The 20,549-nt window shown below is 42.9% G+C and carries 22 protein-coding genes; 6 read left to right on the forward strand and 16 right to left on the reverse strand.

Annotated elements, in window-relative coordinates; all coding sequences use genetic code 11:
* Positions 1 to 259: 259 nt before the first annotated feature.
* The 3 genes from ACOCD9_RS07095 to ACOCD9_RS07105 all read right to left on the reverse strand — a co-directional run bounded on the left by ACOCD9_RS07095 (position 260) and on the right by ACOCD9_RS07105 (position 3,208).
* Positions 260 to 1,498: a DUF445 domain-containing protein gene (locus ACOCD9_RS07095; protein ID WP_419546893.1), complete on the reverse strand. Its 1,239-nt coding sequence runs from the start codon at positions 1,496 to 1,498 to the stop codon at positions 260 to 262.
* Positions 1,499 to 1,533: 35 nt separating this feature from the next.
* Positions 1,534 to 2,232: a bifunctional demethylmenaquinone methyltransferase/2-methoxy-6-polyprenyl-1,4-benzoquinol methylase UbiE gene (gene ubiE / locus ACOCD9_RS07100; protein WP_419546894.1), complete on the reverse strand. Its 699-nt coding sequence runs from the start codon at positions 2,230 to 2,232 to the stop codon at positions 1,534 to 1,536.
* Positions 2,233 to 2,338: 106 nt separating this feature from the next.
* Positions 2,339 to 3,208, reverse strand: a complete 870-nt coding sequence (locus ACOCD9_RS07105; RefSeq protein ID WP_419546896.1) for an MBL fold metallo-hydrolase — start codon at positions 3,206 to 3,208, stop codon at positions 2,339 to 2,341.
* 138 nt (positions 3,209 to 3,346) lie between these two features.
* On the opposite strand from ACOCD9_RS07105, the gene ACOCD9_RS07110 reads away from it, so the two are divergent.
* Positions 3,347 to 3,667, forward strand: a complete 321-nt coding sequence (locus tag ACOCD9_RS07110) for a methyltransferase type 11 (protein ID WP_287703589.1) — start codon at positions 3,347 to 3,349, stop codon at positions 3,665 to 3,667.
* A 1-nt stretch (position 3,668) separates the two neighbouring features.
* On the opposite strand, the gene ACOCD9_RS07115 is transcribed toward ACOCD9_RS07110, so the two are convergent.
* From ACOCD9_RS07115 to ACOCD9_RS07135, 5 genes are all read right to left on the reverse strand, one after another.
* Positions 3,669 to 4,655, reverse strand: a complete 987-nt coding sequence (locus tag ACOCD9_RS07115; RefSeq protein WP_287703587.1) for a DMT family transporter — start codon at positions 4,653 to 4,655, stop codon at positions 3,669 to 3,671.
* Positions 4,656 to 4,722: 67 nt separating this feature from the next.
* Positions 4,723 to 5,766 (reverse strand): AI-2E family transporter, encoded by a 1,044-nt coding sequence (locus ACOCD9_RS07120; protein ID WP_287703586.1) that lies wholly within the window; start codon positions 5,764 to 5,766, stop codon positions 4,723 to 4,725.
* Between the two features lie 29 nt (positions 5,767 to 5,795).
* A complete protein-coding gene (locus ACOCD9_RS07125; RefSeq protein WP_419546898.1) occupies positions 5,796 to 6,656 on the reverse strand; it encodes a shikimate dehydrogenase in 861 nt (286 codons plus the stop codon).
* Positions 6,657 to 6,966: 310 nt separating this feature from the next.
* Entirely contained in the window at positions 6,967 to 7,344 is a 378-nt protein-coding gene (locus ACOCD9_RS07130; RefSeq protein ID WP_002737069.1) for a hypothetical protein, read from the reverse strand.
* A 197-nt stretch (positions 7,345 to 7,541) separates the two neighbouring features.
* The gene (locus ACOCD9_RS07135; protein ID WP_419546899.1) at positions 7,542 to 8,537 is read right to left on the reverse strand and encodes an amino acid ABC transporter permease; all 996 of its coding nucleotides are present in this window, start codon (positions 8,535 to 8,537) and stop codon (positions 7,542 to 7,544) included.
* A gap of 85 nt (positions 8,538 to 8,622) precedes the next feature.
* Here ACOCD9_RS07135 and ACOCD9_RS07140 point away from each other — a divergent pair, with 85 nt between their 5' ends.
* Both ACOCD9_RS07140 and ACOCD9_RS07145 read left to right on the forward strand, forming a co-directional pair.
* Positions 8,623 to 9,138 (forward strand): single-stranded DNA-binding protein, encoded by a 516-nt coding sequence (locus ACOCD9_RS07140; RefSeq protein WP_419546900.1) that lies wholly within the window; start codon positions 8,623 to 8,625, stop codon positions 9,136 to 9,138.
* Between the two features lie 21 nt (positions 9,139 to 9,159).
* Positions 9,160 to 9,444: a DUF4926 domain-containing protein gene (locus ACOCD9_RS07145; protein WP_287703598.1), complete on the forward strand. Its 285-nt coding sequence runs from the start codon at positions 9,160 to 9,162 to the stop codon at positions 9,442 to 9,444.
* Between the two features lie 13 nt (positions 9,445 to 9,457).
* Here the strand turns inward: ACOCD9_RS07145 and ACOCD9_RS07150 are convergent, their stop codons facing one another.
* Together ACOCD9_RS07150 and ACOCD9_RS07155 are read right to left on the reverse strand one after the other, a co-directional pair.
* Positions 9,458 to 9,667: a BrnA antitoxin family protein gene (locus ACOCD9_RS07150; RefSeq protein ID WP_287703578.1), complete on the reverse strand. Its 210-nt coding sequence runs from the start codon at positions 9,665 to 9,667 to the stop codon at positions 9,458 to 9,460.
* Positions 9,654 to 9,965, reverse strand: coding sequence for a BrnT family toxin (locus ACOCD9_RS07155; protein ID WP_419546901.1), 312 nt, complete (start codon positions 9,963 to 9,965; stop codon positions 9,654 to 9,656). The genes ACOCD9_RS07150 and ACOCD9_RS07155 overlap by 14 nt, the downstream gene beginning before the upstream one ends.
* Positions 9,966 to 10,420: 455 nt before the next feature.
* On the opposite strand from ACOCD9_RS07155, the gene ACOCD9_RS07160 reads away from it, so the two are divergent.
* Positions 10,421 to 11,053 (forward strand): PEP-CTERM sorting domain-containing protein, encoded by a 633-nt coding sequence (locus tag ACOCD9_RS07160; RefSeq protein ID WP_419546902.1) that lies wholly within the window; start codon positions 10,421 to 10,423, stop codon positions 11,051 to 11,053.
* A gap of 120 nt (positions 11,054 to 11,173) precedes the next feature.
* On the opposite strand, the gene ACOCD9_RS07165 is transcribed toward ACOCD9_RS07160, so the two are convergent.
* Entirely contained in the window at positions 11,174 to 12,745 is a 1,572-nt protein-coding gene (locus ACOCD9_RS07165) for a Na+/H+ antiporter (protein WP_419546903.1), read from the reverse strand.
* A 136-nt stretch (positions 12,746 to 12,881) separates the two neighbouring features.
* Here ACOCD9_RS07165 and ACOCD9_RS07170 point away from each other — a divergent pair, with 136 nt between their 5' ends.
* Together ACOCD9_RS07170 and ACOCD9_RS07175 are read left to right on the forward strand one after the other, a co-directional pair.
* Positions 12,882 to 13,421 carry a DUF3038 domain-containing protein gene (locus tag ACOCD9_RS07170; protein WP_271935893.1) on the forward strand — a complete coding sequence of 180 codons (540 nt, stop codon included), beginning with the start codon at positions 12,882 to 12,884 and terminating at the stop codon, positions 13,419 to 13,421.
* A gap of 175 nt (positions 13,422 to 13,596) precedes the next feature.
* Positions 13,597 to 14,934 carry a DUF4335 domain-containing protein gene (locus ACOCD9_RS07175; RefSeq protein ID WP_419546905.1) on the forward strand — a complete coding sequence of 446 codons (1,338 nt, stop codon included), beginning with the start codon at positions 13,597 to 13,599 and terminating at the stop codon, positions 14,932 to 14,934.
* A 410-nt stretch (positions 14,935 to 15,344) separates the two neighbouring features.
* On the opposite strand, the gene ACOCD9_RS07180 is transcribed toward ACOCD9_RS07175, so the two are convergent.
* From ACOCD9_RS07180 to lexA, 5 genes are all read right to left on the reverse strand, one after another.
* The gene (locus ACOCD9_RS07180; protein ID WP_287693509.1) at positions 15,345 to 17,252 is read right to left on the reverse strand and encodes a methyltransferase domain-containing protein; all 1,908 of its coding nucleotides are present in this window, start codon (positions 17,250 to 17,252) and stop codon (positions 15,345 to 15,347) included.
* A 63-nt stretch (positions 17,253 to 17,315) separates the two neighbouring features.
* Complete coding sequence (locus ACOCD9_RS07185; protein WP_419546906.1) at positions 17,316 to 18,155, reverse strand: hypothetical protein; 840 nt, start codon at positions 18,153 to 18,155, stop codon at positions 17,316 to 17,318.
* Between the two features lie 56 nt (positions 18,156 to 18,211).
* Complete coding sequence (locus ACOCD9_RS07190) at positions 18,212 to 18,778, reverse strand: RipA family octameric membrane protein (protein WP_287693513.1); 567 nt, start codon at positions 18,776 to 18,778, stop codon at positions 18,212 to 18,214.
* Between the two features lie 337 nt (positions 18,779 to 19,115).
* On the reverse strand, positions 19,116 to 19,382 hold the full coding sequence (locus ACOCD9_RS07195) for a TIGR02450 family Trp-rich protein (RefSeq protein ID WP_002754323.1): 267 nt from the start codon (positions 19,380 to 19,382) through the stop codon (positions 19,116 to 19,118).
* Between the two features lie 129 nt (positions 19,383 to 19,511).
* Complete coding sequence (gene lexA, locus ACOCD9_RS07200; protein WP_287661965.1) at positions 19,512 to 20,126, reverse strand: transcriptional repressor LexA; 615 nt, start codon at positions 20,124 to 20,126, stop codon at positions 19,512 to 19,514.
* Between the last annotated feature and the right edge of the window lie 423 nt (positions 20,127 to 20,549).

The following is a 20,549-nucleotide window of genomic DNA, read 5'->3' on the forward strand; positions in this document are numbered from 1 at the left end:
GAGAGAATCGTGCTTCAAAACCTTGCGTCTTCATCGGCCCGCGTCCTGTAGGGGCGAAGCATTCGGATAAAAAATCTACGGTTTCACCGATAGGTTATTGCCCGAATGCTTCGCCCGTACTTTTTCAGCAAACCCTAATTAGGGCTTGCTGAATAAATCTAAAAACCTTGTTAGATTAAGGCTTTTTCAGGGGGAAAATTCACACCCCACACCCCACACCCTGCCCCCACCAACAAACTTTTTCAGCAAACCCTAATTATTACCCTCTATTCTGTGCAATTAAAATAATTGTTTGCATTAGTCCGACTAGAAGACCGAGAATCCCACCAAGATTAACAATTCCCTGTAATTCCTGTTTAACAATGCCTTGAATAGCATTTTCCAGATCGGCCGGCGAAGTAGCATTTACCCGATCGCGGATCACTTGATCGATGTTGAGAATCGGGATAATTTGGGCGACTAATTTCTCTAAATCTTCCTCTAGATAACGCTCTAAAATTAACGCTAACTCTTGACTAATTACCCCTAATGATGTAGTCATTGACCCCGAAGATTGCAGACGATTAATAATTAAATTAGCGATTTGATCCCAGTCGATCGTTTGTCCAAAATCTTGCAGAAATTGTTCGCCACTTTCTTGAATATAAATTCGCACCGTATCCCTAGTGGTTTTACGCAATTGTCTGACAGTGGAGATAGGTAAATTTTGTAAAGAGATACTTTGTAACCAGTTTTTCAGACGATTACGCATCTCTAAAGATAGTAATAATTCTTTGATTCTGGTATTAGCTAAATCCTTTTCATCAAGGCAAAAAGTGCGTAAGCGAGCGAGGGCATTGCGTAAACCGAATAAATTGGCTACTACCCAATAGGTTCCACTGGTTTTTTCTCGAAATCCTTCATCGATAACTTGAATATTGCGATCGGTTAAAAAATCGATTAAAGCTAGACGGATAACATCAGCAGGTAGGACGGTTTCTAATAGCCAATCGGAGAATTGTCGCGCCTGTTGTTCACTGAGAGAAAATTCCAAGACTAGGCGATCAAAAATTTGATTGATCTGTTTTTCTAAAAAGTCCTGCCGTCGGGCTAAAACTTTTAGTAATCTCGCTAAAGATTCCCCGAATAAATCGTGAAGAATCGCCGCCAAAATCTCGGCGGTTTTTGCTTGCCGATCGCCTTTTATTTGTTTTAAAGCTAATTGTAACAGCCAGAGTATCGCCCCCTGTACCCTTTCGGTGTCGAGGAGTCGTTTAGCCAGTTTTTGTAATTCCTCGGGGGTTAACAGGGAACCCATGATCGTATCCGATACCCGGACAGCTAATCGATCTTGATTGCGAGGAATTAGCCCCGGAGTGAAGGGAAGAGGACGCTTACCGATATAAATCGCCTTGTAGGGACGAAATAGCATTTTAATGGCTACATCGTTGGTAAAATAGCCAATAATTGCCCCCGCGATCGGCGGTAAGATCCATGTCCAAAGAGTAGGGAGATTCAATTTAGCAGCAAAAAATAAACGGAAATGTGAGTAAGTTATTTCTTCAAGACTAACACTCCCATCAGTCCTGCTAGGAGTGGATAGTGAACGGCACCGGAAAATCCCGACCTATAGCCTAATTTTACCTGTTCTGGGCCCCGGGGAAAGCGATCGATACTGGGACTAATATAAGCGTACTGGTCAGTTAAACCGTAACGCTCGGCAGCCGGAACGACGATATGATCGAGATACCAGTTTTGGAATAATTTGGCGATGGTTTCGGTGGGTTGATGGAAGTCAAGAATCGCCGCTTTAGCACCCGGTTTCAGGACTCGGTATAATTCCCCCAAACATTGGGCAATATCGACCACATTGCGTAATCCATAGCCGATAGTGGCACAATCAAAGCTAGAATCGGCAAAGGGTAAATTGAGGGCATCCCCCTCCATCCAGTTAATATTAGTGGCACTAAAACGTTGATGGGCGATTTTTAATTGTTGTGGGGAAAAATCTAGTCCGATCACTTGGCCGGTTTTACCCACTTGTTTTGATAATAGGTTAGTCAGGTCGCCGCTACCACAACAGATATCGAGGGCAAAATCCCCTTTTTTGGGTTGACACCATTTGACTGTCATTAATTTCCAGATACGGTGTAATCCTAAACTTAATTCTTGATTGAGTCGGTCATATTCGGGAGCGATCTGATCAAAAATTGCTTGTATTTCTGTGGAGTTAGGTGAGGATTGATTGGACATTTTTATAATATGGCATCAGAGAAAATCCCAGATGAAGTTATATCATTCTATCTTATCTGCGCTCACGGGGAGCAGTTATCTTCATGGTGGGGAACAGTGACTTAGATTACACTTCATCTATCCGAGAACCTTCCGGTCGTAGTTCGATCAACAGGCCTTCCCGGGCGAGAATAGTTTGAGGCAGAATCTTTCTTGCCTGTTCACCAATGCGATCGAGAAAATCGTCATTATGGGCGGGATCGTGATGAAATAGAACTAACTGCTTAACTTGGGCTGCCTGGGCGATTTTGACTGCTTGCTGCCAAGTGGAATGACCCCAACCCACCTTAGAATACTTAGGATCGTTGTATTCCTCATCGGTGTAGGTAGCATCAATAATCATCACATCCGCTTGCCGGACTAAAGCCAAAACGTTATCATCAAGGCGATCGGGAAAATGTTCGGTATCGGTAATATAAGCTGCCGATAAACCCCGCCAATTTACCCGATAACCCACCGCTTCCCCCGGATGATTTAAAGGACGGGTTTCGACGCTGACATCGCCATAGTGGAGGGTTTCGCCGATTTCTAGATCATAAAATTCTAAATCGGCCCGCATAATCTGCAAAGGCACGGGAAAATTAGGGTGTGACATCTGATCGTCTAATCTTTGCTTCATGGTTGCCCCGTTGGGGGAGGGAACCCCATAGATTTTAAAAGTATTGCCCCTGATAAAAGCGGGGGTAAAAAAAGGAAAACCTTGAATATGATCCCAATGGGAGTGGCTGAAAAATAAATGGGCTTTCGCTGGACTTTCTGCCATCAAAGACTGTCCTAGGATGCGTAACCCCGTACCACCGTCAAAAATTAATCTTTCTCTACCGACTTGCATCTCCACACAGGAAGTATTACCACCATAACGAACGGTTTCCGAACCTGGACAGGGAATACTTCCCCGTACTCCCCAAAATTTGATCTGGAAGCAGTTGTAGGGCATATCAGAAGTTGGTCTACTTGTGCTGATGGGCTAATAGATCAGATTAGCACTCTTCCACAATTAAGGCAGTGACTTCATCCCGAAGATAACGATCTATGATTAAGGGGTGAGGATCGTCACTTTTGCAAGAGCTAAGGTATGGATTTACAGAAATTCTTAGAAAAACTGCCCCAACAGTATCAGGATTGGGGATCGGCTTTAATGTCGCCTATTTCCGAGCAATTAACCCTTTTAAGCGAAAAAACCGCCTCCTATTCTGATATCAATCTCTTTCCCCTGCTCAATCTAGCCGTTGCCTGTCTGCAACCGGACGAGGTTTACTGTCAAATTGGCTGTTTTCGTCGCGGTAGTTTAGTCGCCGCTTTCTGGGATAATAGCGATCGCTGCGGTTATGGCGTAGAAGCTTTTTTTAAATACGATCCATCGGGAGAAAAGCTAACTATATTATCTGAGGATTGAGTTAGTTGCTTTTGGGTATAAGTGAGGAAAGATTAGCAAAAATTGCTCGCACTTGTGGGGCGATTCTTTCCCTTTGATTGATTAAATAAATACTAACAAGGGTTAAAGATACCCCCACCCATTGCAATATACTTAACATCTCACCAAGGAATAAATTCCCGAAACTGAGGGCAAAAACCGGAGTTAAAAAAGTTAAAGAACTTAAACTGGTTAAATTGCCCTTGGCGGCTAAATAAAAGAATATTCCATAGGCGATCGCACTACCAAAAATCGTGGCATAACTTAAAGCTAACCAACCATTTAAATCTATATTCTGCCATTGATGGGATTCTCTCAAACCTGAAGCTAAAAATAGCGGCAATCCTCCTAAAATCATGTGCCATCCGGTGGCGCTGACGGGATCCGCATGACGACAGACAAACCGGATTAAGACTGTTCCCACCGCCATGGATAGGGAAGCCAAAAGCATGAGCATTTCGCCGCTATTTAGTAATTCTTGCCAGCTAAAGTCAATATTTACCGCTTTTTGTCCAAAAAAGTCATAAAACCATTGATCGGGCAAGCCAATTAAACTAATTCCCCCAATCCCTAAACCCAATCCCAACCATCCCCAGACACCGATAACTTCTTTAAATAGCCAACTGGACATTAAAGCCACCGCTAGGGGTTGGGAGTCAATAATTACCGATCCTAACCCCGCCCCAGTGCGATTTAATCCCAATGCCAGAAAACCTTGAAAAAGAGTGGCATCCATCAGAGCAAAAAGGGCAATCCATAGCCACGCTTGCAGGGTTTTGGGCTGAGGACGACCTAAAAACCAAGCTACTATTAAAACTAACATTCCGGCGGGGACAAGGCGAATTCCCGCCATAAATAGGGGGGTAGTATGGGGGATAACACCCTTCATCGCTACCATCGCTGTTCCCCAGAGAAAAAACGGTGAGATAAATAAGAGGGGCGAGGATTTCTTTAAATCTAGGTTTTCCATAGGTAGCGATCGAGTGTTGTAGATAACAAATTTCTCTAATTGTATAGTAGAGACTGGGGATCAGCCCTTAATTCTCCTGACTTTCTCCTAACTGATTTTCCTCTAAATCTGTTATTGGTTTTTCTTCACTCGATCCGATCCAGATCGCAATCATTCCAGCAATAGGAATGGAGAGAAAAATTCCTAATAATCCCGCAACTCTTTCGCCGATAAAGAGGGATAAAAATAAAATTACTGGGTTTAATTCTAGGGCATTGCCCATAACTTTAGGGCGAAGAATATTATCTTGAATTTGCACCAAGACAACACAGACAATAAAAGCTTTAACGGCAATTGCTAGTCCCTGGGAGGTAAAAGTCAAGATAGTTACCAACAAAATGCCCAGGGTTGCCCCGATACCCGGGATAGCATCGATAACACCGAGAATGCTCGCTAAAATTAGCCCATATTTGATTCCCAATAGGGAAAAACTTAAGAAACTCGTCACGGATAAAAAGAGCATTAACAACAGTTGCCCGCGAATAAATCCCAGAAAACTTTGTCGAAAAGACTTGGCAAAACGCTCCCGGTATGCTAGGGGGAGAAGTTGCAAAAAACTTCGCCAGAGTTTATCACCGTCGATGAGCATATAAACACTGATCACCGCCCCGAAAATGCCCGTAAAGACACTGGAAAAAACTCCCTGTACGAGCGATAAACCCGTGGCTAAACCGGTTTGTAAGCTTCCCACCATTTTATTCAAATCTAATCGATCGAGAAAGTCTTGAAAGGGTAAAAAATCTTTTTGACTAAGGGCATCGGTAAGATTAAATAGTAGTCCTCTCCCCTGATTAACCGCTTCTAATCCTATGCCTGTGACTAATCTAAATAGGAGGATAAAAGCTACTAGGGTGGTAATAGCAATGGCTAGTCCTCTCGGTAGATAACGGGATAACCAAACCACGGGATAATTTAATAGAGCGGCCAGGACTGCCGAACCGGTAAAAATAGCGATCATCCCGTAGAAATAGTTAATTAAGATAATTAGACTCCAGCCACAGCCAAATAATAATAGATAGCGTACTAGAATCGAGTTATTCAGAGTTTTCCAAAAGGAACTAGAAGGGGGCATAAATAAAGCCAGAAATAGGATTTTAGCATTTAGAATTGTTTTAACAAAGCTTCCCGCATGACCGAGACGGGGACCGGTTGACCTAACCAGATTTCTAGTGCGATCGCTCCCTGATTAACTAACATTTCTAACCCATCAATAATTCTTATCCCTCTAGTCCGGGCCAACCGGAGAAATTTGGTCGGCCGGGGATTATAAATTAGATCGTAGGCGATCGCAGATGATGGCAAAAGGTCTAATAATTCTAACTCAACTGGGGATTGTTCGCCCTGGGGAGACATTCCGATCGGGGTAGAATTAATCAGGAGTTCTGTGGTGGATACCAGCCCCTCTAATTCGTCCCAGCTATGCACTTCTAGGAGGTCATAGAGGCTGGTATTCGCCCAACTTTCTTTAAAAGGATCTAATTTCTTTTGATTGCGTCCTACCACATGAATTTCGCCACAGCCCAACTGGGCGCAAGCCACCACTACCGCCCGGGCCGCGCCGCCATTGCCCAAAATAACTGGATTCACCTGACTCCAATCTTTGTCAAGGGATTTCAAGGGTGCGAGAAAGCCATCCACATCGGTATTTGTTCCCTGCCAGCCGGTTTCCGTGCGCCAGACGGTATTAACTGCGCCTACTAGCCTGGCTTTCTCCGTAATTTGCGATAATAGGGGAATAATTGCTAATTTATGGGGAATTGTGACGCTAAAACCCTCTAGATCGATGGCAGCCAAGCCAGCGATCGCAGTTGCTAAATTTTCCGGGGCGATCGGTAGGGGAAGATAGACATAATTTAGCCCCAAGGCATCGATAGCGGCATTGTGCATGGGGGGAGAAAGAGTATGGCCGATAGGATCGCCGATTACGCCTAATAACTTGGTTTTTCCGTTAATAATGGTCATAAAAAAGGTGGGCTTTCCCCACCAAAGTTTGATATCAAGGGTGGCCAATGCTCACCTTACTATACTAGGGTTTGCTGAAAAAGTTTTTCCTGGGGGCAGGGTGTAGGGTGTGGGGTGTGGGCTTCGGCCGTGAGCTCAGCCGAACGGGTGTAGGGTTTTACCGATTTTGAGGGGGTCAATTACCTAATTTTCAGGGAAAAAGTCCAGGGATTTTTCCCCCGATCACTCCCAGATCCATTACTTTTTGATGGCCAAAAGGTCTAAAAGTTTTACCCAACAAGGTTTTTAGATTTATTCAGCAAACCCTATACTATTTCTTGATTTCGCGGGCCATTTTCAGGAAAGGATTGATATTGTCATCGTTAGCGCGACGAACGTTATCATTAGCAGCGTTAGCCTTACTATTAGCCTCGGAAGTAGCCGATTTTGCCACAATACCGTTATCGGTGACTTTGCTGACTTCCATAGAAGAAATCTGTTTAATCGATTCGCCACCCTTTTTATTCGAGGCAGTTTTCGGGAAAGTACGTCGGATCGTGATCGGTGTCCGCATAAAGTCGATATCACCGAGAGTTTTAGCGTCATCGGGTTCCAAGTAAAAAGCCTCTTTCGGTTCCGGTGCGCTCATATCCATCGGTTCATCGACGTATTTCGTCTTATTGCCAAACAGGCCAAAGAATCCAGCCATTTTCTCCCTCTCCTAAATAAATATATTTACCATAAATTGCTGCTGATTGTTAAATCATATCAATATTTATGACAAAAAGCCAGGTAGCCATCTATCAGTTATCAGTGATCAGTTATCAGTTATCAGATGTGAGTTTTCAGTTTACTGTTTACTGATCACTGTTTACTGTTCACTGATAAAACTTCCCCACACCCCAATCAACGCTGTTCTAACCTACGACTGGCTAGGGACATAGAATAACAGAAAATCCAGTAAATAAACGCCAAAAATAGATAAACCTCTGGATAATCGCCGATAAATTTCGGATTAGCTAAAACCGATCCTGCCATACCCAAGAGGTCCACCAATCCCACGATCGCCAGTAGAGAAGTATCCTTAAATAAACTGATAAATTGACCAACAATAGCGGGAATGACCGCTTTTAAAGCTTGGGGTAGAACGATCAATAATAGAACGAAAATCGGTTTTAAACCCAAGGCTTTGGCCGCTTCAATTTGACCTTTGGGAATCGCTTGTAAACCACCCCGGACATTTTCGGCCAGATAGGCTGCTGCAAAAAGGGTAAATCCGGCGATCGCTCTGATCACCCGTTCTGGTCTCGTCCCGGCGGGTAAAATCAAGGGTAACATCACCTGGGCCATGAATAAAATTCCCAACAAAGGTAAACCGCGCAATAATTCGATATAGCCAATAGATAGCCAACGAATTGCCGGTAATTCACTCTGTCTCCCCAGGGCTAATAATACCCCCAAGGGGAAAGATAAAATCATACTGGCGATCGCTACTAATAAAGTTAAGATTAAACCACTGAGATCATCGAGGGGAATTGTCGTTAAAAACAATCCCCCCAATAGCAACCAAGCGATTAAAGGTAAAGTCAATAACCACATCAATCCCCACCAGCGTTGCAGAAAAGCGGGGCAATCGGGGAAGCGACCCTGGTTTAATTGCCAAGAAAACAGTGATAAAGCCGCAATTATCGTTAAAATCAGCCAAATTCGCCATATTGACTGCTCTGGATAACGACCGACCACAAATAAACCGAGATTTTCCGTCACTACAGCCCATTTTGCCTGATTTATCGCCCAATCGAGAAAACTTAAACCACCCCAGAGGCCGAGAAATAGACCCGCAAGGGTTAAGATGACGTTGTACCAAGTGTTAAAGAGATTTTTTCTTAACCAGAGTCCCATAAAATTCTCCAACCTCCCCAGTGGTGATCCTTGTACTTTTTCAGTACAATGGTGCTATTAGAAAAATTCAGACTAATTTTCGACCATGAACAGTTGCATTTTAATGGCTAAAATTGTCCGTCGTCCCGAATTACGTTATACCCAAGATAATCAAACTCCCTACGCTCAAATGTTAGTCGAGTTTTCTCCCAATCGTGCCGAGGCAACCCCAGCTAATTTAAGGGCCGTAGCTTGGGGAAATTTAGCCTCAGAAGTCGCTCAGAACTATCATGAAGGCGATCAAGTAATTTTGGAAGGTCGTCTCTCGATGCAGACGATCGATCGTCCCGAAGGTTTTAAGGAAAAACGGGCCGAATTAGTCATTAGTCATCTTTATCATCTTGACGGTAGCGTGAGTAGCGGTGAAATGGCAGCCCCGACTCCGGAAAAAGTCGTGCCAATCAATACCCACAAATCGAATAAAACCGAGGTGGAAAAACCCGTCGCACCTGTCTCCACCGGGGACTTTGAATATGACGCATCCTATGAACTTTCTAATCCTTCCGCTTGGCAACCCAGCGACACATCGGTGGAGGAAAATTTAGACGATATTCCTTTCTAATCACCCCTCAAACTCTTAGATCTGGTTGCCATCCTCAACCCTGTCCCTCGCGAGCGATTGACTTTAGTTGAACCAGATTATGAAGCTGTCCCCAGCTTACCGAGCGTACAGGTGGGAACGGTGGTTGAGGTGCATGAAAAAGGTTCGCACTATCAATATTTAGTGGAATTTTCTGACAGTCAGGGGCGGGAATATGCGATGGCTATTCTGCCAGGCGATCAGCTTCTGGTCTTGCATTATGAACTGGAGGCGGCGCGAATTCTGCTTAAGGGAAAACCCTATGGCTCAAGTCAAAGTTTTCTATGAACCAGAAACGGAATTAATAATTATGTTCTAGCATATATTTTTTTAGTACGGCATTAATTAAAGTCTGATATTTTTTGGGAAATTGCTGTTTATACCAAGCAACAACTGAGGGTTCAAGCTGCAGAGTTACAGGAACTTTTAGAGGAGAATTAACAGTACCTTCTTGCCAAAATTCGGCATCAGTAGCAGCTATATCTGAATAATCTATATCAGAATCTTTCATCTGACCAAGGAGCTTTAATTGTTCCTCTCTCGACATACTCATAATAAATTCTCCTTTCCTCTGCATTAGAGCGTCTTGTAGATATAAGCCGTATTTTCTGTTCTCGTAGAGTGTACACTGCAACTAGGACGAATTTTCCTAAAAGTCCCAAAGCGATTAATCTTTCTTCGCCGTAGTCTCTGCGATTATCATGTTTTGATATCCAGACTCCTGAAAAGATTTCCTTGGCAAAATTAAAGTCGATCCCGTGTTTTTCAATATTGATGTTGTTCTTTTGGTCATCCCACTCGAACTCCATCTTTTGACTCTAACTCCATAAACTCAGAAATTATACTGCGATCGCCAGCAATGTATAATATACCCTCCCAACTACCAAGATAACCTCTAGTCTAGAAATCATGCCCACTGGGGAGATGCAAGACTTAACAACAGTTAATAAATAATCACCTAATAATGTTAGCGAAATTTTGAACCCTATTACCGAATCTGACACACCGCGCCACCATCCCTCACGGAAGGCGATCGGTCGCCTGAGAAGCAGTAAAACAGGGGAAAATACCTGAGACTCTTTCCCCTATGAATCCCTAAGCTAGGGAGAAGAATATAAAGATTTATTAAATTGTAGCTTAGAATACAGTGTGGGGGGGGGTAATGTGTATCCTTTTGTCATCTCCTTTTGGCGCTGGGTTGGAGTGTTGCTTGACCTAGCTGCGAGGGGGGCAATCGCGCTCTATGGTCTCTGGATTTTTAATCATGTTAACAGTCAATAAATTAACTCAATACACTGCCTCTAGCGCAATGGCTATTGGTGTTCTCGCAAGTGTGTTTTCATCTCCAAGTCAGGCATATGAACTTGTATTTTCAAGTCCAAATGTGATAAGTGGTATAAACGGAGTATCTCTTACTTTACCTAGTTCAGGTATAACAAGAACTTATAATATTACTTTGGAAGAAGGAACTATCTTTGATGTATATGGAAATCCACCTATATTTGATCTTGTTACCTCAATAGATGCTAAAGCTGCAATGGAAGAATCAGCTGTGGGATTAGATTTTTATTTACAAAATATATCAGCAGATCTTTCATTTTTATCTCCCGGTATAGATATATTTTATATTCCGTATGAATATGATCCGACAACTGAAACGACTTCATATTGGTCAAGTGGTAAAAAATTTAATAATGATGGCACACCATTTATAGGTGTACGACAAGTGGATTTACCTTCAGATAGTATTCTAGTATACGCTCGTCTGCAAGCAGTTCCAGAACCTTCTTCTATTTTAAGCCTCCTCGCTCTCGGCACACTCGGCGCAGCCTCAACCCTCAAGCGCAAACTAAAACCTTCCCAATCCACTGAAAAAGAAACTACAAAAGTCTCCTAAAATCCCCCATAAAACCCCACAAAAACCCTTTCATTAATTGGAGGGGTTTTTGTCATAAAACCCAGTCGTCGGTCGTTAGGAGAATTGAGATTGATTGTATATACCCCAAAATAAATAGTCCTACTGTTCACTAATTTTACTTTCAGCGAGAATTTCTTGGAGGACGGGGGATAAATTGCTAGTTAAACGGCCGGATCGAATAAATTCAGCGTAGGTATCAGCTTCGATATCTAGGAGGGTTTCCCGAAGTTGTTCCATTGTCAATAGCTGTAATTGAGGATAACTATCGTTGAGAGATTGAATTTCCGCTTCTACAGTCTTTAACTTTTCTTTGACAAGATGCTGCTCATAACTAAAGAATTCGGGGGCAACATCGGGAGATTTATCTAACTTAGAAAGATAGTCTAAAACCCTTTTTAAAGCTACCCGTCGGGCTAAAAGTTCCGCATAGTTTTCTCGAATTGGTTGATCACCGATCAGGTCTAATCTCGATAGGAAAGTTTGAATAGTTAATCCCTGAACCAAAAGGGTAAAGAGAACAACTCCGAAGACGATATCGATGATATCCTGACGATTGGGAAAAATAACCGGCACACTTAAAGCTAGGGCAATAGAAACGGAACCGCGCAAACCTCCCCACCATAAAACCGTTTTTTCCCGCCAATTAATTTTAGTTTCCATCAAGGCATTACTAACAGTTGCCAAAGCAAAAGTAGCCAGAAAACGGGCCGCCACCACGGCGACGATCGTGATAAAAATTAAATTGAGATTATCGGCTAAACTGGAGAGACGGATCTGATCGCCGATGAGGAGAAAAACGATCGAATTGACAAAAAAAGCGAGAAACTCCCAGAATTGCGTGACTAATAGGCGGGTACGGGGACTCATACTAATTCTAGAGCCAAAATTACCCAAAATAATCCCCGTAGTCACCACTCCGATTACCCCCGAACCCCCGAACTCCTCGGTTAATAGATAAGCACCGTAGGCGGACACAAGAGTTAAAGACTGTTCCACTAGGGGTAAATCCAGACGTTGAGTCAGATAGGAAATACCAAAACCCACTAAACAACCCACTGCCACCCCGATACCGATAAAAGCCGCAATCCGGCTAATGGTTGTCTCTAAGGATAGACCACTAGCACCGAGGGGAATTTCCACCAAAAGAGCGAAAGCGACGACAGCGACCCCATCATTAAATAAGCTTTCCCCTTCCAAAAGCACGGTGAGGTTTTTACTGGCCCCTAATTCCCGAAAAAGAGCGACAACAGCGACGGGATCCGTAGAAGAAAGGCTCGCACCCACTAATAAGGCCGTAAATAGGGGTAAATTGGTCAATTCATCTAGGGCAAAGCCAACCCCGAAAATCGAGATAATTACGCCGACAATAGCGAAAAGACTGACGGGAATCCAATTATCCTTCAGATCTCGCCAGCGCGTATTCCAAGCGGCTTCAAATAGCAAAGGGGGCAGAAAAATTTCTAGAATCAGTTCGGGGGATAGGTTCACCAGACGGATATCGATGAAAGCTAAACCTAAACCGACTATCACTAACAATAGGGTGTAAGGAATTTGGCGAAACCAGCTAAAAATCCTCGAAACCGTGGCCACACTCAGGGAAACGGACAAAACAATTAGAAATTGTTCCAAATTTTGCTTAATGACTTCATCGGTAGCGGATTCTAAACTCATTGGGTGGGAGGCAATCGGTGAGCGGACGTGCAAGAAAAGAACAATCTCAATTATTATGACACTTTAGAACCAGTGATTTTTTCTCCTAAACCCAAGTTTTTCTGCTGGCAATTCCTTATTATCTATGTCCTTGACTATGCCTCAGTCTGCCGAGTCCTCCACGGGTGAGGATTTACCCCTAGCTATCTCACCCAGTAACGAGCAGTTAGAGAATATTAATAGCTATTTAAACCTGATTTTGGCGGCTTTAGTCTCTCTAGCTAATTTAGACTCCGAGTCTATCACCCAAGCAGCCCAAGAATTAGCCTTAGATGCAGATACAAGCGATCGCCTAGTTGCCCACCACTGGCAACCCCAGTCAAAACTTTCCCTAGCGGACATCCGTTCTCTAGTTCTCCTCCTCTGTCATCTAGCCCAAAAAAAGCAAGAGTTAATCCGTCGCGCTGTAATTCTTTTGGAACAAGTGGGAACTCAAGGAGAAGAACCGGTCAAAACCACGCTTTTGGGCAATTATATTGATAATTTTCGCTTAAAATACCCAGAAATATCGGAAAATAATCTCATTGATTCTAGCCTAACTTCCCTAGCTTGGAAATTATTAATCGATTTATTGTTCTACAGCAGTCCCCGCAGTCATCTCCTTCTCTGGCACACCCTTTTGGCAAGTAAAAAATAAAAAGCCTATCAGTTATCAGTTATCAGATGTAAGTTTTCAGATGTAAGTTTTCAGTTCACTGATTACTGTTTACTGTTTACTGGACGGCTACGCCGTGCCTTTGGCAACACTGAAAAAAAGCTTCCCAGTTCATAATTCATAATTCATAATTCATAATTCCCACCGATAACTAAAAATGAGTAATCTAATTCGCAAATATACACCCCCCACCTGTACCCTAGAAATTTGGGGAAATAGTTCGCCTCTAGCGGTTTGGCTGGGTAAAAATGTCTTAAACGATGCCCACTTTCAATTGCGTTTTGATGATCCTAGATTGAGTGAGGAAAAACAGGTGACGATCAAAGGCGATCGGACACAATTACAACTCCTAGGGGAAATTGTCGCTAATTATGTGCAGAATTTACTCTCTAGTCCCGTTTCTACCCTCTCTTTCGTGGCTAGTGGTTCCCCCGAAAGTCATCTCCCCTCCTTACCCTCCCTCCGTTGTCGGGGACTTCTCCAGCATCAATTATTTTTAGGTTCCCTGCTAACCGATCAGGATAAACAGGAGATCGAATTAACCACATCGCAATTATTCGATCTAGCCAATGCTTTAGGGGAATATAACCATGAAAGCCCCCTAATACCCCCATTAATTCGCCAGAAAACTCGAAAAAATGCCCTGATCTGGACGGGATTAATCGCCTCAGCCCTAATAACTATCGGGGGAATAGCGATCGCATTTTATCAACGGCAAGAAGTGGTCAACAATGATTTAACCAGCGATCCCAATAACGCCAAGATTCCCCAACCCTTGCCAACGCTGCCTTTACCCCCCACGGGAACAGCCGCCCCAAACCCGCAGTTACCGGCAAATTTGGGCAATAAAGCCCCTTTACCGCCACCGCCGCCCGTGGCAACCGTTCCAGTCCCAGTGCGCCCCTCTAGCGTCCCCCTAGTGATTCCGCCGTCCCCTGTACCGCCGCCACCAGTCACGGGTTCGCTTCCCGGCGGCACGGCGATCATAATTGAACCGAATAATCAGAACATCCCGATTACTGCCCCCCCCGTCACTGGCGCTCAGGGTACAAATGCACTTGCAAATCTTCCCCCCACCACGATGAATCCGACTCCAGCACCGCCAAAATTGCCCAATTTACCGCCTATAAGCCCTATTAACCCCGAAAATGTCAATTTAGACCGAAAAACGCCCACAAGCACCGCTAAAGCCCCAGAGACGAATTTACTAGATACAATTCCCCAAGTGGCAGAAACCAGAGAATATTTTCAATCCCGTTGGCAACCGCCGGAAAGTCTCAAGCATACTCTAGAGTACCGTTTGGTCTTAAATCAGGATGGTTCCCTAAAACAGATTATTCCCCTGGGACAGGCGGCGAAAATCTATCTCGATCGCACTAATATGCCCCTGCTTAATCAACCTTTCGTGTCTCCCCTCGATATCTCTGGTAATCCCCAATTGCGTCTAGTTCTTGGTTCTGATGGTACGGTGCGGACTTTTATGGAACAGCAATAAGCTGTAAGGGACTTGCGCTTTGATAATGTACCTTTTGGGCGAACGCAGTTCGCCCCTACATTGTGAACAAAATCCGTTACTGTAGGGGCGCAAAGCTTGCGCCCTCCGATCGATTGGGATATTATTCCCACGCAAGTCCCTAAGCTGCCCGCGCATTTAAATTGCTTGTTGAGACGAGGCAAGAGGCAATTTAAATAGGGTTTGCTGAAAAAATCTAAAAACCTTGTTTGGTAAGACTTTTAAACTTTTTGTCAATCAAAAAGTACCAGGCATGGGAGTGATCAGGGGGAAAATTGAGGTACTTTTTCCCTGAAAATTAGGTAATTGACTACCTCAAAACCAGTAAAACCCCACACCCCACACCCCACACCCCACACCCTGCCCCCAGGAAAAACTTTTTGCCGCAAACCCTAAGTAGGTAGCCATGCAGTGTAAACATATACACCACCAATATTATCTATATTTTCAGGTCCAATTTTCTCTTTTTTAAATTTAAATTTTGCTTGTTTCAGCAATTTTTCATACTGCTCACAAGAGACTTTAAAATCTCCCTTTTCCTCCAGACCAGATTGTAAGGCTTGTCTCTCAAGTTCTGCCAAAATCATTTCCCCCTGTCCTTTAGCAATGTCAATAATATGACTGTGGTAATCTTTCAAAGCAGAGTCTCGATCATCCCTATCATTCGGATCATGTTTACGAAGAAATTCATCTCCTACAATCATTAGACCATTAGGCTTCAAATTCTGCTTGATATTATCAAAGTATTTTGCTTTGTCAGCCGTCTTAATATGATGGTCTGCAAACGAGGAAAATATATAATCAAATTCTCCCTCTGGATTGTAAGTACGGCTGTCTTTATTAAGAGTCTTGACTTTTTTATATTGCTCTCTGAATTTACCTTTAAGAATTTGATAGCAATGCCAGTCAATTTCTACGGCCACTATCTCAGTTACATTGGTAATTTTATTTAAGCGGACAGTAAAAATGCCCGTACCTGCACCTAATTCTAATATTCTGATTGGGGAAGAATTATTGCTACTATGCTCTAAAAAAATTTCGATCATTTTTGACATCATATCTTGATAATAAGCGTGCTTTTCTTCATGTTCATCATAGGGTATTACATCAATATATTCAGACATTTCTATAAGTTTTCTTTCATAGGGAACTAGGTCTTTAAAAATCCTCGCTCTTAGGGAATCAGTCTCTGCTTTCTCTTGGATAGTATGGGGAGGTATAAAAACAGGTATTTTTGAGGATAATAATTTCTCAAATAATTCTTCGTGCTGGGCAATCATGTTTAGATCAGCAATAAAAGAGATATTCTTTTCTTCCGTGTTGTCATCATCATATACTGCAAGCAGCTTGCTTCCTGATACCTCAATAATAGAAAAGTCTTTAGTATTGTTAGCTCCCAAGACATCTGATAGCTTTGCCAAACTTATTGCATAAACATTGTATTTCTTAGAATGTTCTCGGAGACTTGCTAGATGGTAATCAAACTCCTTTTCAGAGAAAAATGCAAACACTCTAATGTTTTCTGAACACGAAGTTGTTAAAATTTCCTGTCCCATCGGCTGTGACCAAAACTGTTCTTCGACGTTGACGAGAGCGATTGCCTTGACATAACAATTTTCTAGATTTCTTTGTAAAGAAATAAGATATAATGGATACTGAGATGCTGGAAGTGAAAAGGTCGATTCTATATTTCTAGAACGCTCATAAAGTTGAGAATAAGAGTCATAAATAACTCTTTGAAAGCAAAGGTTTTTCTTGACATAAGCATTTTGAGAATTTAGTGTTTCTACTTCATCATGAACCCTGCCGAGGATATTACCTATGTCACGGAAATAAACATGAGGAGATCGTGTTCGCTCTGCCAAAAACTTTTGCCAGTCAGGAAACCAGCCGTTTACCAATGCTTGACACATCTTGTTGTTCCATTCAGAATTCATATCTTGTAGCAATTTTACCCAATCGTCACGGTTAGCAGCTTCAATTGCTTGATAGCGTTTTAACGGCTCAATTAATCTTTCACCAAAATTGATAATCTTAATTTTTTCTAGCCGTGCGACTAGCAAACCAGTCTCAAAGTTTAGCCAAGAGCTTTTAGAAGCACCAGGAGTTAAGCAGACAACGCCAATTTTGGCTTGCTGCGAAGCTTTCATAGTTGCGTCATACCAGTTTTCTCCTGGAGGTATATCACGAGATGATATCCAACTTTTTAGAGGAGAATATTTAAATATTGTGTCGGCGAGATGTTCCGCTAGTGGCCTCCCCCACTCGCCTGACCAAGAGATAAAGACTAGTATTTCCATAAAAAACTCCATTGTAGAGGTAATAATTCTTTAATTTGAAGAGATGAGTGAAGTAAAGAAAGATTACTCGATTATGCCTACTCCAAAAGCCTCATCCCCCACTTGTAGTTTACCTTGTGTGGGCATAGCAATGGCAAACGGAAGATGATATGTAACTGGTTCTCCATCGTCATAAGCCACTACCTCAAACGCCTTGACTGGATCGAAGTTTTCAAAATGGCGTGTGAAGGAAAACCTGTCACTATTAGCTCTTATGATCTGTTCAATCCTAACAATCCTATGGCTTGCTGTAGGCTGTAACTTAACAGGCGCAAGCATTTTTAGTTCTTGAAGGAGGTGAATAGTAGTGCTATAAGCGATCTCATCCGTCTCACGAGCGCCCGTTCTTCCACATTCGGCGATCACTCCAACTCCGCCTAACCGGTTAACTTCGTCTATAAGCATAGTATGTCCTCGATGAACTTCCCAGCCGTGAGTATAAATCTCTAATCCCGTCATCCAGAACATTTCCAAATGGCGATCTGTTAAAGCCCCAGCACAAAAAGGTCTTGTTGGAGCAGAGGTTGAATGCAAATCTAGTATATAGTCCATCTCTATCAGATAGGAGGCGAGATCCTTAGCCAATTGAGATTCGTGTCCAAAAGCGTCAGATTTTCCGAAAGCTCTGTTGAGATCAAAGTCAACAAAACGTCTTGTAAGTCGAATGGCTTTCAGATTGGCAACTAGCGTCAGCAAACGACCTCGTAAAAGTCTGCCCCCTACAGCTAACTCACGCTCCAAAACCTCGATAGCATTGAGTCCACAAGTCTCGTCTCCATGTACCCCTCCTACCACACATACCGTTGGACCTAGTTTGCCTGAGTCAAACGACACCAGACGAAATCCTCCCGAATTTACTATCATCTTCATCTACAATTATCTGACTGAAACTTGATCCTAGCTTTTTTGATTTAAACGAATCATCTGAGTAAGCCGGATAGAGAGTAAATAAATAAACCAAGGTATGGAATGGCAAGAATCAAAGGAACATACTTCTCAATCTTGGATAAACGTCTATATTGGATGCGCGGATTTTCCTCCAATATTTCCCATTCTCTCTTGTAGCAAGGGAAAGGTAAATTTGGCTCTATTTCGTAAATTACCTGGAATTTCAGAAAGTTAATTTGTTTATATGAATCAATATTGCTACGCCATATAAAACAGAGACAAAATCCCAAAGTTGCTAATATTAGTAGAACAATATATTTATCTTTAGATTGAGGTAACAAGATTTTTTCAACCAGTACAGGAACCAGAGTTAGCAAGCCAGATAGTAATGACAAATAGAAGGTATTAGTCTTTCCTCTTCTTTCAGTAACTCTATCCATCATCTCCACATACATTTTGTACTGCTCTAAGAGATGAGATTGAAAGTTGGCTCCATAACTTGCTTTTATTGCTTCGTTTGAATTAGGCAGATTTAACTGTTTGTCAGCGTTTTTTAAAAGCGGCTTCTTTTGTTCTTCTTCACTTAGATTTCTATTCATCCTTTCTATCTCTTTCTATCTCTTTTTAGGTTAATTTGCGGTCTCTTCACTTCAGCATTGGGCTTTTTCTTCAGCTAGTGACTTGGCGATCGTGTCAACATCATCAGAATCATCAGGCTCTCCTCGACTTTGTGTGATAATTTTTGCTTATAGAATCATGAAATGTTTACTGGGAAAGACTTTTAGGAATATTTTGCGAATATTCTATCAGTATAGACCCCGTTTCCACTTCTGGGATCGTTGAGTTATCTCCGGCAATTCTGCTAGGGTCATCCGCTTTACCTCAGTGACATCTGACCTCTAGGATGGCACTAAGGCACTAGACCTTGAGAGTAGTTCACTTTACAATAATCTCGTCGGCGCTGTCCGGTTGGTTCATTTCCGTTAGGGTTTGCCAACCGGATTGCCAGAGATTCGCGTCTTGCAACTGTTTAGCATTAATCCAGAAGCGGACGGTCGGATCGCAGGAAGCGACTAATTCGGCAAAAACCCATTGACCGCGATTTTGACGATTGACCACTTGAAAATGTCGCCAGCCCCATGTTTTTTGTTTTGCCGTCCATTTTGACCCCAAGAGATGGGGATACTTCTGTTTTTTGGGCATAAAAGTTAAGACACCTGAGTGCGGGATAGGCTAAAACCCTTATATTATCCTAGTTTGCCAACCCGATTTTTTTCCAGAAGCCAAGGAGAGGAAAAATGATCGGGGCGCTTAAGTGCGCCCCAGTTTTGGCTAATAACCGCGCCAAACACCAACCAAAACCCCTTGCACCTGTACTTGTTCAGTATTGGCTGTAATTGGTTGATATTTTTGATTGGAGGGTTGGAGAGTGATGATTTCGCCTTCTTGGTAGAAACGTTTTAAAGTAGTACCGTGGCCTTCGACTCTAGCGGCGACGATTTCCCCATTGGACACCGCTTCACTACCCGTCAGAGAACGCATAATCACCAGATCCCCATCGGCAATATGATCCTCGATCATACTGTCTCCGGAAACGCGCAGAGCATAACAGTCTTGACTGCGTTGCAACAGGTTAGAAAGATCGAGTTTTTCTTCCTCATCGGTGAAGGGTTCCACTAAACCACCGGCAGCGATCACGCCGAGAATCGGTAAACCCTGCACTGGTTGTTTGAGAATCCGCAGGGTGCGTGCTTTTCCTTCTGTCCAATCAATATAGCCTTTGGTGCGTAAACGTTCTAAACGGCTTTGAATCGGTGCGGGAGAGCGTAAATTCATCGCTCGCATCATTTGCCGGATGGAAGGGGCGTGTTGCGTAGTGCGAATGTACTCAATTAGCCAGTCGTACAACTCCTGTTGCGCTTGAGTAAGGGATTCGAGGTTAGTCATGATCTATTTTCCTATCCTTGGGTTAAGATAATTTGTACTTTAGTTCATTTGTGTTCAACCTAGTACATCTTAACTTCATCGGCCGACTAAATCAACTGGTTATTGAGACCGCTGGCAAAAATCAAAAATTTAGGAAATTAATTCTGCACGATTACTTATCAATTCTCAATATTAATTAATCCAGGTGACAATTGCTGGCAAACTCAGCAGCGTATTAAGAAAAAATAACGAATTGCTAGAAAGCCGAGAATCTGGATAATGATCGAGGTGGAGACAGAAAAATCGCTCTACTTAAGCCTGTCTGCCGTAAGCGTCCAATAGTAGATAGGGAGTCAAAAGCGACGCTCAAGAAAATCCTTCGGTTGTCAGGGAAACGAGGGGATATTTAGTGCGAAATTGAGCCGTAAAAAAACTTAAAATCCC

The organism is Microcystis sp. (assembly GCF_048564745.1).
GTDB lineage: Bacteria > Cyanobacteriota > Cyanobacteriia > Cyanobacteriales > Microcystaceae > Microcystis > Microcystis ichthyoblabe_A.

Bases quoted from the DNA above. Each gene is read 5' to 3' on its own strand.
- ACOCD9_RS07160 (WP_419546902.1), top strand. From the start codon at position 10,421: ATGTTAACAGTCAATAAATTAACTCAATACACTGCCTCTAGCGCAATG.
- ubiE (WP_419546894.1), bottom strand. From the start codon at position 2,232: ATGTCCAATCAATCCTCACCTAACTCCACAGAAATACAAGCAATTTTT.
- ACOCD9_RS07190 (WP_287693513.1), bottom strand. From the start codon at position 18,778: ATGAATAGAAATCTAAGTGAAGAAGAACAAAAGAAGCCGCTTTTAAAA.
- ACOCD9_RS07175 (WP_419546905.1), top strand. From the start codon at position 13,597: ATGAGTAATCTAATTCGCAAATATACACCCCCCACCTGTACCCTAGAA.
- ACOCD9_RS07110 (WP_287703589.1), top strand. From the start codon at position 3,347: ATGGATTTACAGAAATTCTTAGAAAAACTGCCCCAACAGTATCAGGAT.
- ACOCD9_RS07195 (WP_002754323.1), bottom strand. From the start codon at position 19,382: ATGCCCAAAAAACAGAAGTATCCCCATCTCTTGGGGTCAAAATGGACG.
- ACOCD9_RS07150 (WP_287703578.1), bottom strand. From the start codon at position 9,667: ATGAAAGATTCTGATATAGATTATTCAGATATAGCTGCTACTGATGCC.
- ACOCD9_RS07135 (WP_419546899.1), bottom strand. From the start codon at position 8,537: ATGGGACTCTGGTTAAGAAAAAATCTCTTTAACACTTGGTACAACGTC.
- ACOCD9_RS07120 (WP_287703586.1), bottom strand. From the start codon at position 5,766: ATGCCCCCTTCTAGTTCCTTTTGGAAAACTCTGAATAACTCGATTCTA.
- ACOCD9_RS07125 (WP_419546898.1), bottom strand. From the start codon at position 6,656: ATGACCATTATTAACGGAAAAACCAAGTTATTAGGCGTAATCGGCGAT.
- ACOCD9_RS07115 (WP_287703587.1), bottom strand. From the start codon at position 4,655: ATGGAAAACCTAGATTTAAAGAAATCCTCGCCCCTCTTATTTATCTCA.
- ACOCD9_RS07180 (WP_287693509.1), bottom strand. From the start codon at position 17,252: ATGGAAATACTAGTCTTTATCTCTTGGTCAGGCGAGTGGGGGAGGCCA.
- ACOCD9_RS07140 (WP_419546900.1), top strand. From the start codon at position 8,623: ATGAACAGTTGCATTTTAATGGCTAAAATTGTCCGTCGTCCCGAATTA.
- ACOCD9_RS07130 (WP_002737069.1), bottom strand. From the start codon at position 7,344: ATGGCTGGATTCTTTGGCCTGTTTGGCAATAAGACGAAATACGTCGAT.
- ACOCD9_RS07155 (WP_419546901.1), bottom strand. From the start codon at position 9,965: ATGGAGTTCGAGTGGGATGACCAAAAGAACAACATCAATATTGAAAAA.
- ACOCD9_RS07105 (WP_419546896.1), bottom strand. From the start codon at position 3,208: ATGCCCTACAACTGCTTCCAGATCAAATTTTGGGGAGTACGGGGAAGT.
- ACOCD9_RS07165 (WP_419546903.1), bottom strand. From the start codon at position 12,745: ATGAGTTTAGAATCCGCTACCGATGAAGTCATTAAGCAAAATTTGGAA.
- ACOCD9_RS07170 (WP_271935893.1), top strand. From the start codon at position 12,882: ATGCCTCAGTCTGCCGAGTCCTCCACGGGTGAGGATTTACCCCTAGCT.
- lexA (WP_287661965.1), bottom strand. From the start codon at position 20,126: ATGACTAACCTCGAATCCCTTACTCAAGCGCAACAGGAGTTGTACGAC.
- ACOCD9_RS07185 (WP_419546906.1), bottom strand. From the start codon at position 18,155: ATGATAGTAAATTCGGGAGGATTTCGTCTGGTGTCGTTTGACTCAGGC.